The organism is Nonomuraea rhodomycinica (genome assembly GCF_013363995.1).
GTDB lineage: Bacteria > Actinomycetota > Actinomycetes > Streptosporangiales > Streptosporangiaceae > Nonomuraea > Nonomuraea rhodomycinica.
Genome location: NZ_JABWGO010000009.1, coordinates 376,192 through 396,549, shown reverse-complemented (window position 1 = coordinate 396,549; position 20,358 = coordinate 376,192). Strand labels below are relative to the sequence as shown.

The 20,358-nt window shown below is 74.4% G+C and carries 18 protein-coding genes; 9 read left to right on the top strand and 9 right to left on the bottom strand.

Going from position 1 to position 20,358, the window contains the following annotated elements; translation table 11 throughout:
* Window positions 1-3 precede the first annotated feature (3 nt).
* Complete coding sequence (locus tag HT134_RS31885; RefSeq protein WP_175604156.1) at window positions 4-141, bottom strand: hypothetical protein; 138 nt, start codon at window positions 139-141, stop codon at window positions 4-6.
* Between the two features lie 101 nt (window positions 142-242).
* The gene (locus HT134_RS31880; RefSeq protein ID WP_175604155.1) at window positions 243-1,592 is read right to left on the bottom strand and encodes a lanthionine synthetase LanC family protein; all 1,350 of its coding nucleotides are present in this window, start codon (window positions 1,590-1,592) and stop codon (window positions 243-245) included.
* A 73-nt stretch (window positions 1,593-1,665) separates the two neighbouring features.
* Here HT134_RS31880 and HT134_RS31875 point away from each other — a divergent pair, with 73 nt between their 5' ends.
* Entirely contained in the window at window positions 1,666-2,643 is a 978-nt protein-coding gene (locus tag HT134_RS31875; RefSeq protein ID WP_175604154.1) for a sulfotransferase family protein, read from the top strand.
* A 3-nt stretch (window positions 2,644-2,646) separates the two neighbouring features.
* Here the strand turns inward: HT134_RS31875 and HT134_RS31870 are convergent, their stop codons facing one another.
* Window positions 2,647-3,567 carry a glycoside hydrolase family protein gene (locus tag HT134_RS31870; RefSeq protein ID WP_175604153.1) on the bottom strand — a complete coding sequence of 307 codons (921 nt, stop codon included), beginning with the start codon at window positions 3,565-3,567 and terminating at the stop codon, window positions 2,647-2,649.
* A 219-nt stretch (window positions 3,568-3,786) separates the two neighbouring features.
* Entirely contained in the window at window positions 3,787-4,380 is a 594-nt protein-coding gene (locus tag HT134_RS31865; RefSeq protein ID WP_175604152.1) for a DUF305 domain-containing protein, read from the bottom strand.
* A gap of 104 nt (window positions 4,381-4,484) precedes the next feature.
* Between HT134_RS31865 and aroQ the strand changes: the two genes are divergently transcribed.
* Window positions 4,485-4,937: a type II 3-dehydroquinate dehydratase gene (aroQ, locus tag HT134_RS31860; protein ID WP_175604151.1), complete on the top strand. Its 453-nt coding sequence runs from the start codon at window positions 4,485-4,487 to the stop codon at window positions 4,935-4,937.
* Window positions 4,938-5,050: 113 nt separating this feature from the next.
* On the opposite strand, the gene lanL is transcribed toward aroQ, so the two are convergent.
* Both lanL and HT134_RS31850 read right to left on the bottom strand, forming a co-directional pair.
* On the bottom strand, window positions 5,051-7,669 hold the full coding sequence (lanL, locus tag HT134_RS31855) for a class IV lanthionine synthetase LanL (RefSeq protein WP_217708589.1): 2,619 nt from the start codon (window positions 7,667-7,669) through the stop codon (window positions 5,051-5,053).
* Between the two features lie 130 nt (window positions 7,670-7,799).
* Window positions 7,800-7,970 carry a hypothetical protein gene (locus HT134_RS31850; protein WP_175604149.1) on the bottom strand — a complete coding sequence of 57 codons (171 nt, stop codon included), beginning with the start codon at window positions 7,968-7,970 and terminating at the stop codon, window positions 7,800-7,802.
* Between the two features lie 291 nt (window positions 7,971-8,261).
* Between HT134_RS31850 and HT134_RS31845 the strand changes: the two genes are divergently transcribed.
* Both HT134_RS31845 and HT134_RS31840 read left to right on the top strand, forming a co-directional pair.
* Complete coding sequence (locus tag HT134_RS31845; protein WP_312888592.1) at window positions 8,262-10,214, top strand: ABC transporter ATP-binding protein; 1,953 nt, start codon at window positions 8,262-8,264, stop codon at window positions 10,212-10,214.
* On the top strand, window positions 10,211-11,113 hold the full coding sequence (locus tag HT134_RS31840; RefSeq protein WP_175604148.1) for a MauE/DoxX family redox-associated membrane protein: 903 nt from the start codon (window positions 10,211-10,213) through the stop codon (window positions 11,111-11,113). Before HT134_RS31845 ends, HT134_RS31840 begins: the two co-directional genes overlap by 4 nt.
* A 66-nt stretch (window positions 11,114-11,179) precedes the next feature.
* Here HT134_RS31840 and HT134_RS31835 read toward each other — a convergent pair whose 3' ends face one another.
* The 3 genes from HT134_RS31835 to HT134_RS31825 are packed head-to-tail and all read right to left on the bottom strand — an operon-like array spanning window position 11,180 to window position 15,546.
* Window positions 11,180-12,736 (bottom strand): phospholipase D family protein, encoded by a 1,557-nt coding sequence (locus HT134_RS31835; protein WP_175604147.1) that lies wholly within the window; start codon window positions 12,734-12,736, stop codon window positions 11,180-11,182.
* Window positions 12,737-12,746: 10 nt separating this feature from the next.
* Window positions 12,747-15,092, bottom strand: coding sequence for a xanthine dehydrogenase family protein molybdopterin-binding subunit (locus HT134_RS31830; RefSeq protein ID WP_175604146.1), 2,346 nt, complete (start codon window positions 15,090-15,092; stop codon window positions 12,747-12,749).
* A gap of 55 nt (window positions 15,093-15,147) precedes the next feature.
* Window positions 15,148-15,546: a DnaJ family domain-containing protein gene (locus tag HT134_RS31825; RefSeq protein ID WP_175604145.1), complete on the bottom strand. Its 399-nt coding sequence runs from the start codon at window positions 15,544-15,546 to the stop codon at window positions 15,148-15,150.
* Window positions 15,547-15,659: 113 nt separating this feature from the next.
* On the opposite strand from HT134_RS31825, the gene HT134_RS31820 reads away from it, so the two are divergent.
* The 5 genes from HT134_RS31820 to HT134_RS31800 all read left to right on the top strand — a co-directional run bounded on the left by HT134_RS31820 (window position 15,660) and on the right by HT134_RS31800 (window position 20,328).
* Entirely contained in the window at window positions 15,660-16,259 is a 600-nt protein-coding gene (locus tag HT134_RS31820; RefSeq protein ID WP_175604144.1) for a sulfite oxidase-like oxidoreductase, read from the top strand.
* Between the two features lie 14 nt (window positions 16,260-16,273).
* The gene (locus HT134_RS31815) at window positions 16,274-17,059 is read left to right on the top strand and encodes a ferredoxin reductase (protein WP_312888590.1); all 786 of its coding nucleotides are present in this window, start codon (window positions 16,274-16,276) and stop codon (window positions 17,057-17,059) included.
* Window positions 17,060-17,080: 21 nt separating this feature from the next.
* Window positions 17,081-17,347, top strand: coding sequence for a DUF6510 family protein (locus tag HT134_RS31810; RefSeq protein WP_175590122.1), 267 nt, complete (start codon window positions 17,081-17,083; stop codon window positions 17,345-17,347).
* 153 nt (window positions 17,348-17,500) lie between these two features.
* A complete protein-coding gene (locus tag HT134_RS31805) occupies window positions 17,501-18,919 on the top strand; it encodes an LCP family protein (RefSeq protein WP_175604142.1) in 1,419 nt (472 codons plus the stop codon).
* A gap of 71 nt (window positions 18,920-18,990) precedes the next feature.
* Entirely contained in the window at window positions 18,991-20,328 is a 1,338-nt protein-coding gene (locus tag HT134_RS31800; RefSeq protein ID WP_175604141.1) for an FAD-dependent monooxygenase, read from the top strand.
* Window positions 20,329-20,358 lie beyond the last annotated feature (30 nt).

Genomic DNA, 20,358 nt, shown 5'->3' with positions numbered 1-20,358 from the left:
GGATCAGGCCCACCACGCGGGCCGGCCGGGGCCCTCGTCGGGTTCGGCGTCGTCGTCGGGCAGGTCGTACCAGTGGACGTCGCCGGGAAACTCCTCCGGCTCGTCGGAGCCCTGGGCGGGGGCCGGTCTGGCGCTGGTCACGGGGGGACTCCTCCAGGAGGGGCGGGCCGGTCGCCCGGCGCGCGAGGGAAGCAGGAAAGGGTAACCCGGATCAGGTCGCCGGGAGGCGGCGAGGCGGCCGGTCAGCCGCCTTCGCCGGGCGGCGTCAGCGCGGTCGCGGGCAGCGGGATCGCGGGGAACGGGTTGTCGGGCAGCAGGATCACCCGGCGCGCCCGGGCGGCCTGCCCGGCGGCGTCCAGGTGCAGCAGCGCCGCGCCGATGCCGGCGGCCCCCACCATGTAGCCCGTGTCGGCGCTGACCTCCTCCGGCCGCAGCCGCCGGTACGCCTGGTACCACCGGTAGCCGTGGCCGTCGTGGTCGGTGGCGCGGCCGATGAGGTTGCCGGCCAGCGTGCGGGCGAAGTCGAGGTGCGCCACGCGCCCGGTCGCCGCCCAGAGGCCCACGAACAGCTCGATCAGCCCGGCGGCCCCGCAGCACTGGCAGGCCACGTTCCAGTAGCCCTCGCTCTGCCGGTACGGCACGCCGCTGCTCGTGATGCCGCGCGCCAGGCGCTCCACCCATTCGAGGTCGCGCGGGTCGCCGGCCACCTGGTGCAGCTCGTGGAACATGCGCGCCACCCCGGCCGAGCCGGAGCAGAAGCCCAGGTAGTGCAGCCCCCGGGCGTGCGGCACGTGGTGCGGCACGACCGCGCGGTCGCCGCTCACGATGCTGACCTCGCGCACGAAGTCGGCGCCGCTGCGGGCGGCCCGCAGGAAGCGCTCGTCGCCGCTGACCCCGTACAGGCGGGCCAGCAGGAACGCCGTGCCGGCCGTACCGGCGAGGAAGCCCGGCGTGACGGCGTCGACGGGCAGGTCGGCGCAGTCGCCGAAGCGGTGGCCGGGCACGGGCAGCCGGGCGATGCGCAGGCCCGCCTCGACGGCGAACTCCTCGTAGGCCGGCACGCCCAGGTGGGCGGCGGCGCGCAGCAGGCCGAGCACGATGCCGCCGTCTCCGCGCTGCGCCGGGTCGGGCGACCAGCCCGCCTCGCCGTCGGCGGTGCGCCCCCGGCTGACGATCAGGTCGGCGATGGCCCTAGCCTCCGCCTCGAACCGGGCCTCGCCGAGCGCCCATCCGGCCTCCATGAGTGCGATCATGACGCCGGTCAGGCCATGGTAGAGAGACAGGTCGCCCTGGTCGCGCCAGGTGGCGGCGAGGCGCCGGGCTCCGGCCCGGGCGTCGTCGAGGTACGCCTCGTGACCGGTGGCGGCGGCAAGTTCCAAGAAGAACAGCACGATGCCCGCGCCGCCCGAGTAGAGCGACCACGGCTCCTCGGGGGTGGCCGCCGGCCGCCCGCGAGGATCGGGGTTCGCGCGCCAGCGGCGCCCGTGCTCGTCGTCGACCGCCGCCGACCTGATCCACCGGCCGGCCAGGATCGCGGCGGTGAGCGGGGATTCCGCGCGGGCGCTCGGCGATCGGGTCCTGTCCAGACTCATGACTAGATTATCCCACACATTTGGTAGGAAAATAAGGATTGCTTGGTACTGGAGGGAAGGAAGGACGAGGACGATGCCGCTGCCCCACTTCCTGGTGATCGGCGCCCCCAAGGCCGGCACGACGGCCCTGCACGCCGCGCTCCAGCGACACCCCCGGCTCCACCTGTCCCACGTGAAGGAGCCCAAGTTCTTCCTCACCGACGGGCCGCCTCCCACTCGTGGCGGCCCCGGCGACGCGCCCACCTACCGGGAGCACGTGTGGCGCAGGCAGGACTACGAGGCCCTCTTCGCCGGCGCGCCGCCGGGCGCCCTGCTCGGCGAGGCCACCCCGTTCTACCTGTACGACCTGGACGCGCAGCGGCGCATCCACGCCCTCGTCCCGCACGCGAAGCTGATCGCCGTCCTGCGCGACCCGGTCGAGCGGGCCCACTCCAACTGGACCCACCTGTGGTCGGCCGGGCTCGAACCGATCGGCGACGTGGTGCGGGCCTGCGCCGACGAGGGCCGCCGCATCGCCGCCGGATGGGCGCACTTCTGGCACTACGTCGGGCTCGGCCGCTACGGCGAGCAGCTCTCGCACCTGTACACCCTCTTCCCTCGCGACCAGGTCCTCGTCTTCCGTTACCGCGACCTCGTGGACCGGCCCGCCGACACGCTGGACCGCATCTGCGGGTTCCTCGGGGTCGAGCGGGGCCTGCTCACCGAGGTACCCCGGGAGAACGTGACGGCCCACCCCGAGGAGGGCGGGCGGCGGCGCCTGCTGTCGGCGACGGCGCGGGTGGCGCGCGTCCTGCCCCACGGGCTGGAGCGGGCGCTGCACCACCGTCTGGAGCACCTGCTCCAGCGCCACGGCGACCCGCGCCGCCCGCTCACCTGGGAGCAGCGCCGGGCCCTGATCCCGTACTTCGCCGACGACGTCGAGCTGCTGCAACGGGTGACGGGGGCCGACTTCAGCGACTGGCTGCAGCCCCGGGAGCGCTCGGGCGGCCTGGTCGGCGCCCGGCCGCCGGGCCAGCGCCAGTCGCGCAACGGCCGCCCGAAGCCGCTCTGAGCCTCAGGCGGGGCGGAGCTCCGTGCGCAGCTCGTGGCTGCCGTCGGCGCAGGTGTACTCGTAGTACAGCCGCACCCCGCCCTCCGGCAGGTCCACCACGTCCAGGTAGCGCAGCCCGCCGCCGCCGTACGGCGAGGAGGCGGCGGGGGCGTCGCCCAGCGGCGTCAGGGCCGCTGGGTCGGCGCCGAAGGCGACCCCGGTGCGCTCCTCGTAGTTCTCCGCGGCGCTGGCCCGGCCGTCGTAGAAGGCGAGCACTCCGGCGGGGGTGAAGCGCACGGCGCTCACCCGCGTGCCGCGCGAGTCCCAGACGCCGGGCCGGCCGCTCAGGGCCGTGCCCTGCCAGGTCCAGGTGAGGCCGTCGTCGCTGGTCGCGTAGTCGGTGACCATCTGGTCGGCCTCGTCCGGGTCGGCGAGGGGATGGCAGGACGCCCACAGGTGCCAGGTGCCGCCGCGCCGGACGATGACCGGGTCCTTGACCCCCGTCTTCGGGTCGCCGGGCAGGACGGTGACCCGTCCGGCCGGGTCGAAGGAGGCGGGGTCGTCGGCTTCGAGGACCTCGACCCGCCAGTGCTTGGTGCCGTGCGTGGCGCAGCTCAGGTAGAGCCGCCAGCGCCCGTCGGGCAGGCGCACGAGCGTCGGACGTTCCAGCGACTCGGCGTCCATCTCCTCGCGCGTGATCGTCAGCAGCGGCTCGAAGCGCTCGCCGTCGGTGGAGCGGGCCACGACGACGGCGTGGCCGCGCCCCTCGCCGATGGGCCGGCGCAGCCGGTAGGCGAGATGGACCACCCCGTCGTGCGCCACCGCGCTGGGGGCGCCGGCCCAGTGCCCGGCGCCGGGGCCCTCGGGCGCGATCGCGGTGACCGAACGCTCAGGGGACGGAAGGAGCGCCGCCACGGCGGGGGCGTTCCCGTCTTCGATCAGCATGGGCACGAGGGTAGGCGGCGGGACCGGCGGCTTCATGCAGATTCGCCCTTTGTTGGCATCGAGATCAAGGTCCTTGGTCAATCCATATATTCCCTATTGCTTTCATGGGAAATATAGCGCATCATCGAGGTCGCTGACGGGATCGGCGATGGGCGGGCGGAGGGACTGGGGGTGCCTCCACCCGCCTCCCGTCCCGGGCGCCCGGTCGTCGGCGCGGGCTCAGGCGAGGCGCTCCTTGATGGCGGCGACCTGCTCGCGCTGCTCCTCGACGAGCCGGCGGGCCAGCTTGACGGTGGGCGCGTGCCTGCCCATGGCCTGCGCGACCTCGGACATCTTCACGCCCGCGTCGAGATGGTCGGCCAGGGCCTTCAGCCACGCCCGGTCGAACGCGGAACCGGACAGGCCCTTCAACGCCTCCACATCGTCGGCCGACACCATGCCCGGCATGTCGTGACCCATGTGGCTCTCGTCCGGCACCTCGGCCTTCCACGAGCGCAGCCACGACGTCATCTGCGTGATGTCCTTCTTCTCGCCGTCGATGAGCTCGCGGGCGAGGTCGCGCACGTACGCGCTGCCGCCCCGCTCGACAGCCGGCTCGGCCAGCATGATCGTCTTCCGGTGGTGGACGATCATCTCCTGCGAGAACGTGACGTCGGACTCCGCGTGGCCGCCCTCCGCCGCCGCCCCGGCCGCCGCCGCGGGCGGAGCGGGCTGGGCGGGCTGGGCGGGCTGGGCCTGGGAGACCGCGGCACATCCGGCGACGAGCTGGAATCCCAGCACGGCCAGAACCGCCACGGTGCGCTGCTGAGGCATGATCGCTCCTCGGAGGGGTCGGGGGCGTGGGGTCGGGCGGACCCGTCGCCCCGAGGTACGCGCCGCCCGCGGCGCCGGTTCACGGCTCGCGTTAGTCTCCCGCTGTGACCTCGGTTCTGATTCTCAACGGCCCCAACCTCAACCTGCTCGGCACCCGCCGGCCGGAGATCTACGGCTCGGCCACGCTGGCCGACGTGGAGGAGCTGTGCCGCCAGGAGGCCGGCAAGCTGGGCCTGGACACGGTGTTCCGGCAGTCCAACCACGAGGGGCAGCTCGTCGACTGGATCCAGGAGGCGGGCACGGAGGTCAAGGCGGGCCGGTGCATCGGCGCGGTCCTCAACGCCGGCGCCTACACGCACACCTCGATCGCGCTGCACGACGCCATCGAGGGCGCCGAACTGCCCGTGGTCGAGGTGCACATCTCCAACGTCCACCGGCGCGAGGAGTTCCGGCACCACTCGTACCTGTCGCCGGTCGCGCGCGGCATCGTGGTCGGCTTCGGCGTGTACGGCTACGCCCTGGCCATCAACGGCCTGTACCAGGCGACCCGGACGTAAGGACGGCGAGACCCGCCACACACCTGTACGGGCAGACGCCGGGCCCCACCGAGCGGCCCCGCCGGGGCCAGACGCCACGCCCTATGGCCGGCCCGCCGGGGCCGGCGCAGCGCCTACCCGGGCAGGCGCCAGCCGGCCGTCCACAGGCGCGTGCCCGACCGGCGGTCCAGCCGGCGCAGGAACGACAGCACTCCCGCCGTGCCCGTGGCCCAGGTGTACCCGGCCTTGTCCAGGTCGTTGCCCGGGAAGACCGGCCGTTCCGGCTCGCCTCCGGCGCGCGTCAGCATCAGCTCGGCGATCTCCTCGGCGCCGCGCCAGAAGCGGTCGTCGCCCGTGACCACGGCCAGGTCGATCAGCGCCTCACCCATCCCCGCGAGCCCGCAGCACTGCGAGACCACCCACGCGTGCGGGGCCACCTTCAGGCCGGCCAGCGCGCCGCGCTCGGCCAGCCTCAGGTAGCCGTCGTCGCCGTACGCCGTCGCCGCGTGCGCGAACGCGCTCGCGATACCCGACACGCCCTGGCACCAGGACGCGCCCATCGGCCGCGCGTCCGGCCCCGCCAGCTCGCCGAGCATGGCCTCGGCCCGTACGGCCAGCTCCTCGAACCGCTCCCTGGCCGCCTCGCCGGCCGCCGGGTCGCCGGTGGCCTCGTGGTAGGAGAGCAGGAAGTCCGCGCAGCCCGCCGCGCCATGGGCGAACGCGGCGTCCACAGCCACGCCCGAGCCGGGCGGCGGCGGCACGTCCTCCTCCGGTGCGGTGACCTCTCCCGTAAGCAGGCGCCGGGCGCACTCCGCCGCGACCTCCAGGTGCCGGGGGTCGTCCTCGATCGCCGCGAGGGCCAGGTGCCCCGCGCCGATGCCGGCGACGCCGTGCGCCTGGTCGGCGCGCTGCGGCCCGTCGAGGGTGACCGGCGCGGGCGTGGCCAGCTCGGGCACGGCGGTCAGCCGGGCCGCGGTCAGGAACAGCGCGGTCCCGGTGCGGCCGAAGTACAGGGACGGCGGCAGCGCGGCGGGCGGCATGACGCGGGCCGTCCAGCGGGCCAGATCGGCGGCGACGGCCTTGGCCTCGGGATGGTGCAGCAGCTCCATGCCGACGCCGGCGCAGCCTCCGTAGACGTTGGTCACCGGGGGGCTCGCGCGGCGGGCCTCCTCGGGGGCGTCCATGAGGCGCTCGGCGAAGGCGACGCACTCGCGCGTGGAGTGGTCGAGGATCTTCGCGAGCAGGTCGCCGGTGAGCTTGGGCGCCGCGACCGGGGCGCGGCGCCGGCCGGCTGAGCGGTGCTGCCCGGTCAGGCCGTCCCGCAGGCTCGCGGCGGCCTCGACACGTTCCACCGGATCCAGGCTGAGCAGCGACGGCAACAGCGCCCGCACCCCTCCGGCGACGTCAGGCGACATCCGCGCCAGGCACATCAGCGTGCGCTCCAGGTTGCGCACCGGGTCGGGGTCGATCATGACCGGGTTCATGCCGGTGGCGGCGAAGAAGAGCGTGGCGCCGAGCGAGAAGTAGTCGTCGGCGGGTTCGGACTCCCGGTCGGTGTGCTGGTCGGGCACGCTGTAGCCGCGGCTCCAGCCCGGTAACTGGAGGCCGTCGTACCTGCTGTTGCCGAAGTCGATGAGCGTGCAACGGCCGTCCTCGCCCAGCACGACGTTCTTGGGCGACAGGTCCCGGACGATCACGCCGCGCGCGTGCACGGCGTCCAGCACCTCCAGCAGGCGGGAGGCCAGCCCGGCGAGGTCGCGCTCCCCCGACCGGCCGGTGAACGTGCCGTTCTCGGCCACGAAGCGGTTGAGGTCCCGGCTGCCCGCGTCGGTCATGACGAGGAACTCGTCGTCGCCGTGGCGGAAGTGGTCGATCGGCTCGGGCACGCCCGGCACGCCGTCGAGCGCCCGGAGCACGCGCAGCTCGTTGCGCAGGTACATCCGCAGGTCCCAGCCCTGGGTGTTCTCGCCGACGTACGCACGGGCCTCCTTGACGACGACCGGCCGGCCGTCCTTGTCCACGGCCCGGTAGACGTTGCCGCGGGGGCCGCGCATGACGCCGGAGGTGACGAGGTAGCGCCCGCCGATCGTCTTCCTGCCGGGCGAGTCCGGGGAGCCGGACGGGAGCGGGCCGGACGACGGGAGCGGCCCGGACGAGGTGGACCGGGCGGCGTCCGGGGAGGCCGGAGCGGGGGCGGGGTCGTCCGGCCGGAAGGGGTCGGTGGCCCAGGGCGGGCAGGAGTACTCGGGGCCCGCCGCCCCGGGCAGGCGCTCGCCGTCGGGTCCGACCACGACGAGCTCGAAGTCTCCGTTGTCGTCCACCCGGTACTGCGGCGCGAAGGGCGCGTACCGGTAGTAGACGGGCGCGTCGGCGCGGACCCGCCGGTCGCTGACGATGCGCGGCGCGGCCATGCCGGCGAGCGCGCTCGCGAGGGCGTGCCCGATCTCGACCACCGCTTCCTGCGCGGGGTAGACCGTGATGGCCTTGCCCACGGCCCCGGCGTCGAGGTCGCCCGTGTTGAGCTCCATCAGCGTGTGCGTGGAGCGGGCCACCTTGAAGGCGCAGTCGGCGGCGGCGAGGATGGGCAGGACCCGGTCGAGGGTGTCGCCCAGCGTGCCCGGGCGCGCCGAGACGTGCAGCTTCCAGCCCTGGACCGGAGTCTCCGCCTCAGGGTCGTGGACGCTGATCCACGTGTCGTCCTCGTAGATTTCCCTGCCGTAAGAATCGGCGAATCGGGCAAGGCGGTCCCGCACATTGACATCCATGGTGACCTTTCGATCGCAGAGCGCATCGGGCATCGCCGGAAAAGGCCGCCGGAACTGCGCCGACGGCCTTTCCCGGCGCATTGCGCCGGTCACGCGTCACGGCGTGACCGTGGGGATGTCAGACGATCGACGGGCAGCAGGGGAAGCTGCTGCAGACGGTGCGCTTGCAGGTGTTGACGCACGCCTGCGGGCCGTGAAGCAGCTTGCCAAGCTCGCCTTCGAAGTCGACCATGAGGTCCTCGAACTCGAGGACACCTGCGTCGCGGGGCTCCAGGGCCAGCACGGACATGGGGGCTCCTTCCTTGGCCGTCGGTCGACGACCGCTGTTGGGATCAGCCTCGGGACGGCACTGGTGAGCGCCTGTTCCCGCACCCTGCGTGCGACCCGGAATCGCGTTTGCGACCAAGGCCACACGCAAACGGACGCATTATGGGCATATATCCGGACACATGTCTAGGGCGTTCTCGAAACGCCCCAAATGGATTTACTCCGCCCTTTACAGTGCTTCAACGGTCACCTAGATTGACTGCGTGATTCGGGGAACTCCGCCGTGCCGGCTGTCACGAAAGAGCCACCACGCGTGAGGCTGTGGCGGCGGCGGGGCGCGGATCGGCGCACACGACCCGCCGCGTCACCTGCCGCGCGATCCGCCGCTCAGGGCGCCGCCGTCCCGGACGACGACAGGTCCGGGCTGGACGTCGCCTACTGGGAGAGCCACGACGAGCATCTCCTGACCACGACGCTCGCCACGATCGCCCGCCGCCTGCCCTCGCTCGTCGCCGGCGCGCTGCGGCTGGCCTGGCAGGCCAGCCCCCGTGACACGGCGGCGGCCGTGGCGGGCGCTCTCGCGGCCGGCGTGTTCACGGTCTTCGGCCTGGTGGCGACCTCGGACGTGCTCGCCTCCCTGTTCGCCTCCGGTCCCACCCCGGAGCGGGTGCGGGCCGCGCTCCCCTCGCTCCTGCTCGTCGCCGGCGCGGCCGGGTTACGCGGCGCGCTGCTGACGGGTGCGGGCTGGGCCCAGGCCCGGCTGAAGCCGCTGGTCGAACGGCTCGCGGAGACCAGGCTGTTCGAGCTGACCACCCGCGTCGACCTCACCGCGTTCGACGACCACGACTTCCACAACGCGATGCGGCGCGCCCGCGACAGCGGCGTCCCCGACAGCGCGACCGTGGTCGAGACGGCCGTCTCCGTGCTCACCGCCGCCGTCGGCGTGCTGGCCTCCGCCGTCGCGCTCGGCCTCCTCCATCCGGTGCTGACGCCGCTGCTGCTGGTCACCGCCCTGCCCGCGGGCTGGGCCGCCGTCCGGGCCGCCCGCCTCGGCTACCAGGGCTTCTACCGGCTGTCCGCGGCGCGCCGGCGCAAGTTCATGCTGTCCGACCTGATGGCCGAGCGGCTACCCGCCGCCGAGGTGCGCGCGTACGGGCTGCGGACCTTCCTGCTGGGCCAGTACGCCAAGGTGGCCGACCTGGAGCAGGAGGTGCAGCTCGACGTGGCCCGCCGGCGCACCGCCGCCAAGGCGGCCGGCGACCTGCTGACCGGGGTGGCCACGGCCGGCGTCTACGTCGCGCTCGGCGCGCTGCTCGCGGCCGGTGTGGTCCCGCTGGCGGTGGCCGGGGCGGCGGTGCTCGCCGTCCGCGCCGGCCAGGGCTCGCTGACCGGCCTGATCCAGGCCATGAACCGGCTCTACGAGGCCGGCCTGTACTTCGGCGACTACCTGGCCTTCCGCGAGCTGGCCGAGGAGCGCGCGGCCCCCTCCGGCGGCGCTCTGGCGCCCGCGCCCTTCCGCCGGCTGACCGCCGACGACGTCACGTTCACCTACCCGGGAGCCGGCCGTCCCGCACTGGCGGGCGTCAGCGTCACCGTGAACCGCGGCGAGGTCATCGCCCTGGTCGGCGAGAACGGCTCGGGCAAGACCACGCTCGCCAAGCTCCTGGCCGGGCTGTACCGGCCGGACACGGGCGCGGTCCGCTGGGACGGCGCCGATCTCGCGACGCTCGACGCCGACGCGCTGCGCCGCCACGTGTCGGTCATCGCGCAGGACCACACGCGCTGGCCGCTGACCGTCCGCGAGAACATCGTCATGGGCGAGGCCGTGGACGAGCCCCGGCTGGCGGCCGCCGCGCGGGCGTCGGGCGCGCACGAGGTGGTGGCCGCGCTGCCGGACGGCTACGACGCCCTGCTCGACCGGCGCTTCCGCGGCGGGCACGACCTGTCGGGCGGCCAGTGGCAGCGCATCGCCGTCGCGCGCGGCTTCTACCGCGACGCCGCCCTGGTCATCTTCGACGAGCCGACCTCGGCGCTGGACGCCCGGGCCGAGCACGCCCTGTTCGAGCGCATCCGGTCGCACGCCGACGGACGTACGATCGTGCTCATCACCCACCGGCTGGCCAGCGTCCGCTACGCCGACCGGATCTATGTCCTCGACCACGGGCGCGTGGCCGAGCAGGGCACGCACGAGGAGCTGATGGCACGCGACGGGCTCTACGCCGACCTCTACGCGCTGCAGGCGTCGGCCTACCAGGAGGTGTCGTGATCGTCCTCGCGTCGGCGCCGCTCGCGGTGGCGGCCGTGCTGCTGGGGGCGGCGCTGGGCAAGATCCGCGACGTCCGGGCGTTCGCGGCGACGATCGGCGGCTACCGGGTGCTGCCGGCCGGGCTGGCCCTGCCCGCGGCCGTGGCCGTGCTCGTCGTCGAGGTGGCGGCGGCGGCGCTGCTGCTGGCGCCGGTGACGCGCCTGTGGGGGGCCGTGGCGGCGGCGCTGCTGTTCGCGGTGTTCCTCGGCGCGATGGGGTCGGTGCTGTGGCGCGGGCTGAGCGTGGGCTGCGGCTGCTTCGGCGGCCGTGACCTGGTGGGTCCCGGCACGATGGCGCGCACGGGCGTGCTCCTGGTGCTCGCGCTCATGGCGCTGGCGGCGGGGCCGGCGCCGTTCGCGCCGCTCCAGGTGCCGGTGGCCGCCGCGCTGCTGGGAGTCGCGTTCGCGCTGCCCGTCCTGGTGCCCGGGCGCGGACGGCACGGCCCGCGCGGCGGACGCTCCTCCGGTGCCGCGGGCGCCAGAGGCCCGCTCGAACACGGTCCCCGGCCGGGGACGCCCTTCGCGGTGGAGGGGGCGCCCGAACGGAGCGCCGACCGGGTCCTGTACGCGCTCGTCTCGCCGGGGTGCGGGCTGTGCACCGCGATGCTGCCGCACTTCACCGCCATGGCCGCCCGGATGGAGGTCGTGCTGGTCAGCGCGGCGCCCAAGGACGGGTCCTTCGGCTCCGACGGGCCGCCGCTCGTGGTGGACCCGGACGTCTACGACCGCAACGACATCCTGTGGCCGCCGTACGCGGTGGTGACGGACCGCGGGGGCACCGTCCTGGCCGCCGGGGGCGCCGCCGACCCGGCCCAGCTCCAGGCCGTCCTCGACAGCGCCGCCGCCCCGTCCCCGTCCTAGCGCGTCAGAACCGTCGCAGGCGGCCGGAGCGTCAGAAGCGGCCGGAAGTCACAGGCGGCGAGAGCGTCAGAAGCGGCGCGAGCGGCGCAGGGCCGCCGGACGGCCGTCGGGGTCCACGGCCGCCCGGTAGAGCGGCATGGCCAGCAGCTTGCGGAAGCGCCCCAGCTCGGGAGCCGGATGCGGGCGGAGCCGGCCGGGCGGCCGGGCGCCCCGGCGTTCCCCCCGGTGCCAGGACTCCAGGCGCCGCGCCGACTCCGCGAACGCCTCGAAGGCGGCCTTCGGGTCGCACAGGTCGTCCACGTCGGCCGGGTCGCGGTCCAGGTGCTCGGCAGCCAGTGTGAGCCGCAGGTCCCGGGCGAAGCGGCGGCCGCCCGCGGGCGGGCGCGGGTCGGGCTCCTCGTCCAGCACCGCGCAGCTCAGCTCCGAGTCGTACGTCCACGACCGCAGGTTGACGTTGTCGGACCCGACGGTCGCCCACACGTCGTCCACCACGCAGACCTTGGCGTGCACGTAGACCGGCGTGCCCGCGTGGTTCTCCAGGTCGTACACCGCGACCCGGTCACCGCCCGCCTGGGTGAGCCGGGTCAGGGCCTCGGCCCGGCCGATGAGGCTCGCGGGACCGGCCAGCCAGCCGTCCTGGTCGGGATGCCGGGGCACGACGACGATCATGCGCAGCTCGTCCTCGCGCTCCAGCGCCTCCGCGAAGGGCTCGATCACCTCCGTGGACCACAGGTACTGGTCCTCCAGGTAGACGAGCGAGCGGGCCCGGCGCAGCACCTTCTGGTAGGCGCGGGCGACGCTCCGCTCGCCGCGCGGGGCGAACGGGTAAGGGCGCCGCCGGTACGGATAGGTCCGCAGGAGCTGCACGGCGTGCGTGCCGGCCCGGCCGGGAGCGGGACCCGGCGGGGGCAGCGGGGGCACGTCGTCCATCCGTTCCAGGTGGTCGCGCAGGCGTCTCAACGGCTGCCGCGTCTCCGGGGCCGGGTCCTCCCAGCGCTCGCGGAACACGGTCTCCACCTCGGCCACCGCCGGCCCGTGAATGGCCGCCTGGACGTCGTGCCAGGGCGGGCTGTCGCCGTAGACGTCGGGCATGGGCGCGGCCTGGGGGTCGCCGTGGTGGGCGGCGTCGTCGCGGCGGCTGTGGCACAGGTCCACGCCGCCGACGAAGGCCACGTCCCGGGCCGGGTCGCCGGGGCGCCGGACGACCACGAACTTCTGGTGGTGGGCGCCGCCGGGCCGTACCCGGGTGTCGAGCAGCGCCTGGCCGCCGGCCGCCTCGATCTTCTCGCCGAGGTGCCGGTTCTCCTCGGCGCTGAAGCGCAGCGCGTCCAGGTGGGAGCGCCAGATCAGCCCTCTGACCAGCGCTCCCCTGGACGCCGCCCCGGCCAGCGCGTCGGAGATCTGCGGCCCGTCGTCGGCGAGCCGCTCGTCGGGGTCGCCGCGCCAGTCGGCGAACAGCACCAGGTCGTCCTCGCCCACGCTCTCCAGGCACGCCTTGAGCTCGGCGAAGTAGGTCGCCCCGTGGATCAGCGGACGCACCAGGTTGCCCGTGGTCCAGGCGCCCAGCCGGGTGGACGGGTTGCCGCGCTCGTCCTCCGTGAGGAACCAGTCAGCGAGGTCCATTCGCTGACGGCTACCCGGTGGCGGTCCGGGCATGCGTCAGCAGCCTCCACAGCCGCTCAGGCGTCAGCGGCGTGACCGTGATCAGGTCCGCGACCTCGGGCAGGGCGGCGGCGACCGCGTTGGCGATGGCGGCGGGCGGGCCGATGGTGCCGGCCTCGCCGACGCCCTTCATGCCGCCGGGCGTGACGGGCGAGGGCGTCACCAGGCTCGCCAGCCCGAGGGCGGGCACCTCCCTGGTCGTCGGCAGCAGGTACTCGGTGATCGGCTGGCCGTCGTCGGTGTAGACGACCTCCTCGGTCAGCGCCATGCCGATGCCCTGCGCGATGCCGCCCGCGAGCTGGCCGTCCACGATGGCCGGGTTGACCTGCACGCCGCAGTCGTTGACCGCCCAGTAACCCTCCACCTCGACCGCCCCGGTCTCCGGGTCCACGGCCACGGCCGCCGCGTGGGCGCCGTAGGCGTAGGTGTAGGCGGGCGGGTCGTAGACGGCCCGCTCCTCCAGTCCCGGCGAGGCGCCCTCGGGCAGGTCCCAGCCGCGCCACGCCGACGTGGCGACCTCGCGCAGCGTCAGCGCGGCGCGCGGGTCGCCCTTGACGCGCACGGCGCCGTCGGCGATCTCCAGGTCCTCGGGCGCGGCCTCCAGCCGGTGGGCGGCGATGGCCAGGATCTTGTCCCGCAGGCGGGTCGCGGCCTGGGTGAGCGCCGCCCCGCCGACGGCCAGCGAGCGGCTGGCGATCGAGCCGATCGGCGAGTACGGCGTGGCCGCCGTGTCGCCCAGCACCACCCGCACCCGTCCGGGGTCGACGCCCATCCGGTCGGCGGCGAGCTGGGCCAGCGTCGTCTCGATGCCCTGGCCGATCGCCGCCACACCGGCGGCGACGACGACCGAGGCGTCGGGCTCCATGCGCACCACCGCGATCTCGTACCCGCCCGCGAGCTGGCCCGTCATCTTCATGTCCTTCGACGGCCCGAGCCCGGTCGCCTCGACGTGGCAGGAGTACCCGACGCCCCGCCTGCGCCCGTCGCTCCACGCGAACGCCGGGCTGCGCTGGACGCCCTCGGACACCAGCTCGCGCAGCGTGAGCAGGGCGCGCGGGTAGTCGCCCGAGTCGTACGGCTGGTAGAGCCGGCTCACGCACGGCAGCTCGTCCGGCCCGAGCAGATTGCGCAGGCGCAGCTCCACCGGGTCGAACCCGAGCCGCCGGGCCGCCTCGTCGATCAGCCGCTCCCGCGTGTACGTCGCCTCCGGCTGGCCGAACCCCCGGTACGAGCCGGTCGGCGTGGTCGTCGTGACGACGCCGCGCACCCGTACCGCCGCCCGGTCGAAACGGTACGGACCGGGCAGCAGGATGGCGGTCACCGAGAACGGCGAGATGCCGACGTTCGACGGGTGCGCCCCGATGTCGCCGACGACGTCGGCGTGCAACGCCACGAACCTGCCGTCGGCGTCCAGCGCCAGCCGCGCCCGGTGGAGGGCGGCCCGGGAGGGCAGCGTGGCGACCAGCCGGTCGCCGGGCGACTCGGTCCAGCGCACGGGCCGGCCGCCGAGGCGCATCGCGGCCAGGCAGACCAGCGCCTCGTCGGGGTAGAGGTGCTCCTTGCCGCCGAACCCGCCGCCGGTGTCGCCGCTGATGACGCGCACCCGGTCGTGGGTCAGCCCGAGCGCGTCGGCCGCGTGGTCGCGCACGTGGTGCGGCGCCTGCGTGGAGGTGCGGATCGTCAGCTCCCCGTCGGCGTACGTGGCGACGAGCGCGCGCGGCTCCATCGGGTACGGCGCGGCCCGGCCGTACCGGAAGGCCAGCTCGACCACGTGCGCGGCGCCGGCGATGGCCTCCTCGCAGTCGGCGTCGCCGAGGACGGAGTCGGTGAGCACGTTGGAGCCCCAGTGGGGGTGGAGGATCGGCGCGTCCGCCTCCAGCGCCCGCTCCACGTCGACGACCGGGGGCAGCTCGTCCAGGTCGAGGTCCAGCAGCGCGGCGGCGTCGGCGGCGGCCTCGGGCGTCTCGGCGACGACCACGGCGAGCGGCTGCCCCACGTACCGGACGGTCTCCTCCAGGGCCGGGTAGGAGGTGTCGCGCTGCCCGACGGCGAGCGTCACGCACGGCAGCCGCACGTCCGCCGCGTCGGCGGGCGTGATGACGTCGAGCACCCCGTCGGCCGCCAGCGCCGCCTCGGCGTCGCACTTGGCGAGCCGCCCGTGCGCGATCGGGCTGCGCACGACGACGGCGTGGGCCGTCGCGGGGAGCCGCACGTTGCCCGCGTACCTGGCCCGGCCCGTCAGCAGCCGGGCGTCCTCCCGGCGGGGCGCGCGCGCCCCCACCTGTCCGCCGTCACCCTTGTCCTCGTCCTCGCCCATGGCCCCGATTGTGAGCGCCGTTCCCCGGCCGGTCCAGGACCCTGCGGCGGACGTCTCAGCGGGACGCGCGCCACTCCGCCACGATCCGGTCCACGTCGTACGGGAGCAGGTTGAGCGGCGGGCCGGACAGTCCGGTGCGGATGGCCTCGCGGATGCGGGCGTTGATCGCCTCGACCACCTGCCGCACCTCCCGCTCGGAGCGGGCGGCACGCGCCTCGGCCAGCGCCTCCTCGGCGTCCTTGCGGAGCTGGAGCGTCGGCGGCAGCGGCATGGACAGCCCCTCGCTGCGCAGCTTCTGCTTGACCCACCACATCTCGTCGTACGGCTTGTCGAGATCGGGCAGGGGCTTGCCCTTGCCCGGCAGGTCGTCGAACTCGCCGCGCTCCTCCGCCTCGCGGATCTGCCGGTCGATCCACGACTCGAAGTTCACCCCGTACGGCTTGCGGTCGCCCACGACGCTGCTCCTCCCGATGGCGGCGGCCCTCGCGGTCCAGGCTATGCGCCCCCTGCGGATCTTGAGATGGGGCCGTGATGGAATGGCGGGAGCAGTGTCCGAAGGAGGCATCCGTGGCCATCGTCTCGCGCGGCTTTCGCGGCCGGCCCAGAGCGGGTGGCGACCGGCTGCCGCCCGGCCAGTACCTCGTCGAGGACTTCCCCGTGCTGTCGGCGGGGCCGACGCCCCGCGTGCCGGCCGACCGGTGGGAGTTCACCATCGACACCGAGGAGGGCGAGACCCACCGGTGGTCGTGGCAGGAGTTCATGGCGCTGCCGCAGGAGCGGCCGGCCGTGGACATCCACTGCGTCACCAAGTGGTCCAAGCTGGACACCCACTGGGAGGGCGTCTCGCTCGACGTGCTCTTCGAGGACGTCGAGAGCGCCGCCGAGTACGCGCTGGTCCACTCCTACGGCGGCTACACCACCAACCTGCCGGTCGAGGACCTGCTCGACGGCAAGGCATGGATCGTCCACGCCTTCGACGGCGAGGAGCTGGAGCCCGTCCACGGCGGCCCGGCCCGGCTGCTCGTCCCCCACCTGTACTTCTGGAAGTCGGCCAAGTGGGTGCGCGGCATCCGGCTGCTGAACGAGGAATGGCCCGGCTTCTGGGAGACCGCCGGCTATCACAACTACGGCGACCCGTGGCGCGAGCAGCGCTACGAGGGCGACTAGTGGAGCGGCCCCCGGTGGAGCGGCCCCCGGTGGAGCGGGCACTGGTGGAGCGGGCACTGGTGGAGCGGGCCCCCGCCCGCCGGGCGCGCTGGACGGCCGCCCGCCTGACCGGGATCCGCGACGAGACGCCGACCGCGCGCACGCTGCGGTTCTCGGTGCCCGGCTGGCCCGGCCACCTCGCGGGCCAGCACGTGGACGTGCGCCTGACCGCCGAGGACGGCTACAGCACGCAGCGCAGCTACTCCCTGGCCGCCCCGGCCGACGGCGACACCGTCGAGCTGACCGTCGAGCGCGTGCCGGACGGCGAGGTCTCGCCGTACCTCACCGAGGTCATGGAGGTCGGCGACGAGGTCGAGCTCCGCGGGCCGGTCGGCGGGTGGTTCGTGTGGCGGCCGGAGAGCACCGCGCCGGTGCTGCTGGTCGCCGGCGGGTCCGGGGTCGTGCCGCTGATGGCGATGCTGCGCGAGCGCCGCCGCGCGGGCAGCCGCGTGCCGTTCCGGCTGCTGTACTCGCTGCGCGGGCCCGACAGCCGCTACTACGCGGACGAGCTGCGCCGGCCGGACCCCGGCGTGGACGTGACCTTCCTCTACACGCGCGGCACGCCGGACCCCTGGCCCCGGCCGGCCGGGCGCGTCAGGCTGGACGACCTCGCCGAGGGCGGCTGGCCGTCGTCGTTCGAGCCCGACTGCTACGTGTGCGGGCCGACGGGATTCGTGGAGACGGTCGCCGACCTGCTGCTCACGCTCGGCCACGCGCCCGAGCGCATCCGGACCGAACGCTTCGGCCCCACCGGGGGCTGACCCGACCACCAGGGGGCAGGCATGACCGCTGACCACCTCGACGGCAACGCGCTGGCCGGCCCGCTGGCCGAGCTGTTCGCCGTGGACGTCACCGCGGCGACCGGCCGGTGCGCGAGCTGCGGCCTGGCGGGTCCGATCGCCGCGCTGCACGTGTACGGCCCGGAGCCCGGGCTGGTGGGACGCTGCCCGGGCTGCGAGGAGGTCGTGCTGCGGCTCGTGCGCGGGCCGGGGAGCGCGTGGCTCGACCTGCGCGGCGCCCTGTCGCTCCGGGTGACACTGCCGGAGTGACGGCAAGACCGGATTATCCGGACATTTCGCCGTCCTTACATCGCCCATACGCCGGATAAGTACACTCGGCCTGGTTCTCAACCGGCCGACATCTGCACCACCAGGCTCCTGGCCACGGGCGGCGCCCTCGGCCCCGTTCCCCTTGGGAGTCATGTGAGCAGCGGGCTTGTCGACGCGCCTCCGTCGCCGCCGTCCGGATCGCGCGAACCGGCGCGGCGTGGCCGCGGGCGCTGGACGCGGTGGGTCATCGTGGTCGCCGTCACGGTCGTCGTGCTGGTGGCGGGCGGCGCCGTCGCCGTCTACGCCCGGCTGACCGGCAACGTCAAGCACGAGGACGTCACCGCCGAGGACCTCGGCGCCACCCGCCCGCCCAAGGTCGCCGGCACCGCGCTCAACGTGCTGATCGTCGGCTCCGACCAGCGCAACGGCAAGAACGCGAAGTACGGCCGCGTCGCGGGCGAGCGCACCGACACCATCATGCTGGCCCACCTGTCGTCCAAGCGGGACAACGCGATGGTCGTCAGCTTCCCCCGCGACTCCCTGGTCCAGCTCCCGGCCTGCCGCGCCAAGAAGAACCTGCCCGGCCAGCAGGCCCACCTCGGCATGATCAACGAGTCGTTCAACTCCGGCGGCATCGCCTGCACGTGGCGCACCGTCGAGTCGCTCACCGGCATCCACATCGACCACTACGTCAAGGTGGACTTCACCGGGTTCAAGAGCATGGTGGACGCCATCGGGGGCGTCCAGGTGTGCCTGCCGCAGGCCGTCAACGACAAGAAGGCGCTGCTCCACCTGCCCGCCGGGCGCCAGAACCTGAACGGCGAGCAGGCGCTCGGCTACGTGCGCGCCCGCTACAGCCTCGGCGACGGCTCCGACATCGGCCGGATCCAGCGGCAGCAGATGTTCATCGCCTCCATGGTCAAGAAGGTGATGAGCGGCGAGACGCTGACCGACCCGGCCAAGCTGCTCGGCTTCCTGGACGCGGGCACCAAGGCCGTCACCACCGACCCCGGCCTCACGCCGGGCGTCATGAAGGACCTGGCGACCGGTCTCCAGGGGATGAACGCCGGGAAGATCCGGTTCATCACCACGCCCTGGCACTACTCGCTCACCCAGCCCGGCCGGGTCGAGTGGGTGCAGCCGCAGGCCGGCAAGCTGTTCCAGATCGTGGCCCAGGACCGCGACCCCGCCGGCGTCAAGGGCGGCCAGACCAAGGTGGCCCGCTCCAAGGTGCAGATCGAGCTGCGCAACGGCACGTACCGGGGCGGGCTCGGCACCCAGGTGGCCGCCGCCCTCGAACAGCGGGGCTACCACATCACCAAGGTCGGCGACACGGCCCGCAAGCCGTACCCGAAGACCACGGTCTTCTACTCGCCGAACGGCGAGACCAGCGTCCCCACGCTGACCAAGGACCTGCTGGCCGCGACGCCGCGCGCCGTCTCCGGGGCCCGGACGAGCCGGCTGATCCTCGTCATCGGGAACGACTGGAAGGGCGTGAAGCCGCTGCGTGCCGACGACACCGAGGCGATCGCCGGCTTCGACGCCACCCACGACACTTGCGCCGCCACGTGACGCGGGCGTGAGGCGCCGGGACCTGCAACCGGATCGCCCATGCCCGCCGAAGACGGGGGCAGGAGGTGTCCATGCCCACGGACCATGACGACCACCACCCTCCGCCTTCGGCGGCCACGCCCGACACGGACGGCCGCCGCGGCGGCGCGGATGGCGCGGAACGCCGCCCCGGCAGCGCTGGCGACACGGACTGCGTGATCGTCGGGGGCGGGCCGGCGGGTGTCGTGCTCGCCTACCTGCTGGCGCGCGGAGGGGCGCGCGTCACGCTGCTGGAGTCGCACGGCGACTTCAACCGCCGCTTCCGCGGCGACTCGATCGCCCCCGCGGTCCTCGACTACCTGCACACCCTCGGCCTGGCCGAGGAGATGCTGGCGACGCTCCCCCACACCGTGGCCGGCAGTTTCGTCTGGCGGGCCCGGGGACGCGCCTACACCCTGGCCGACTACCGCCGCGCCAGCCCCCGCTACCCCTACTACGCGCTCATCCCCCAGGCCCGGTTCCTGGCCTTCATGGCCGGGAAGGCGGCCGCCTACCCGGGCTTCGAGCTGCGGATGCGCGCCCGCGCCGGCCGGCTCCTGTACGACGGTGACGGGCGGGTGAACGGCGTCGCGTACACCGAGGACGGCGCCGCCCGCGAGGTGCGCGCCCGCCTGGTGGTGGCCGCCGACGGCCGCAACTCCAAGCTGCGCGTCCTCGGCGGCTTCAAGGCGACCGAGCTGGGCGCGAGCCTGGACGTGCTGTGGCACGCGGTGCCCCGCAGGCCGGACGACCCCGCCCTGTCGGGCCTGCAGCTGGTGACCGCGCCCGGCGCCCTGCTGGCCGTGCTGAACCAGGACACGACCTGGCAGCTCGGCTACATGATCGCCGCCGGCAGCCACGGACAGGTGCGCGAGCGGGGCGTCGGGCCGATCGTGGAGGCGTTCACGCGGGAGCTGCCGTGGCTGCGCGACCGCCTCTCCTCGCTGACCGACGTCAACCAGCTCACGCTCCTCCCGGTGCGGATCACCTCGGTGGACCCGTGGTACCGCCCGGGGCTGCTGCTCATCGGCGACGCCGCCCACGTGATCTCCCCCGTCGGCGGCAACGGCATCAACCTCGCCATCGCCGACGCCGCGGCCACCGCCAACGCGATCCTGCCCTGCCTGCTGGACCCCGCCTCGCCGCCCGCCGCGCTGGACGCGGCCTGCCGGGAGGTGGAGGCGGTCCGCCGCCCGCCCACGGACAGGGAGCAGCGCAGCCAGCGGCGCGCGGAGCGCGCGGCCGGCGCCCGGCTGGCCAGGGGGACGACCGCGCCGCCGCTCATCTTCCGCCTGTTCGACCGGGTGCCGGCGATCGCCGCCCTGAACGGCCGGCAGAACGCCTCGCTCATCCGCGTACCGGCGCCCCGCGCGGAGATCCTGCGGGCCTGAACCGGACTCAACCCCCTATACAGTCCTTTT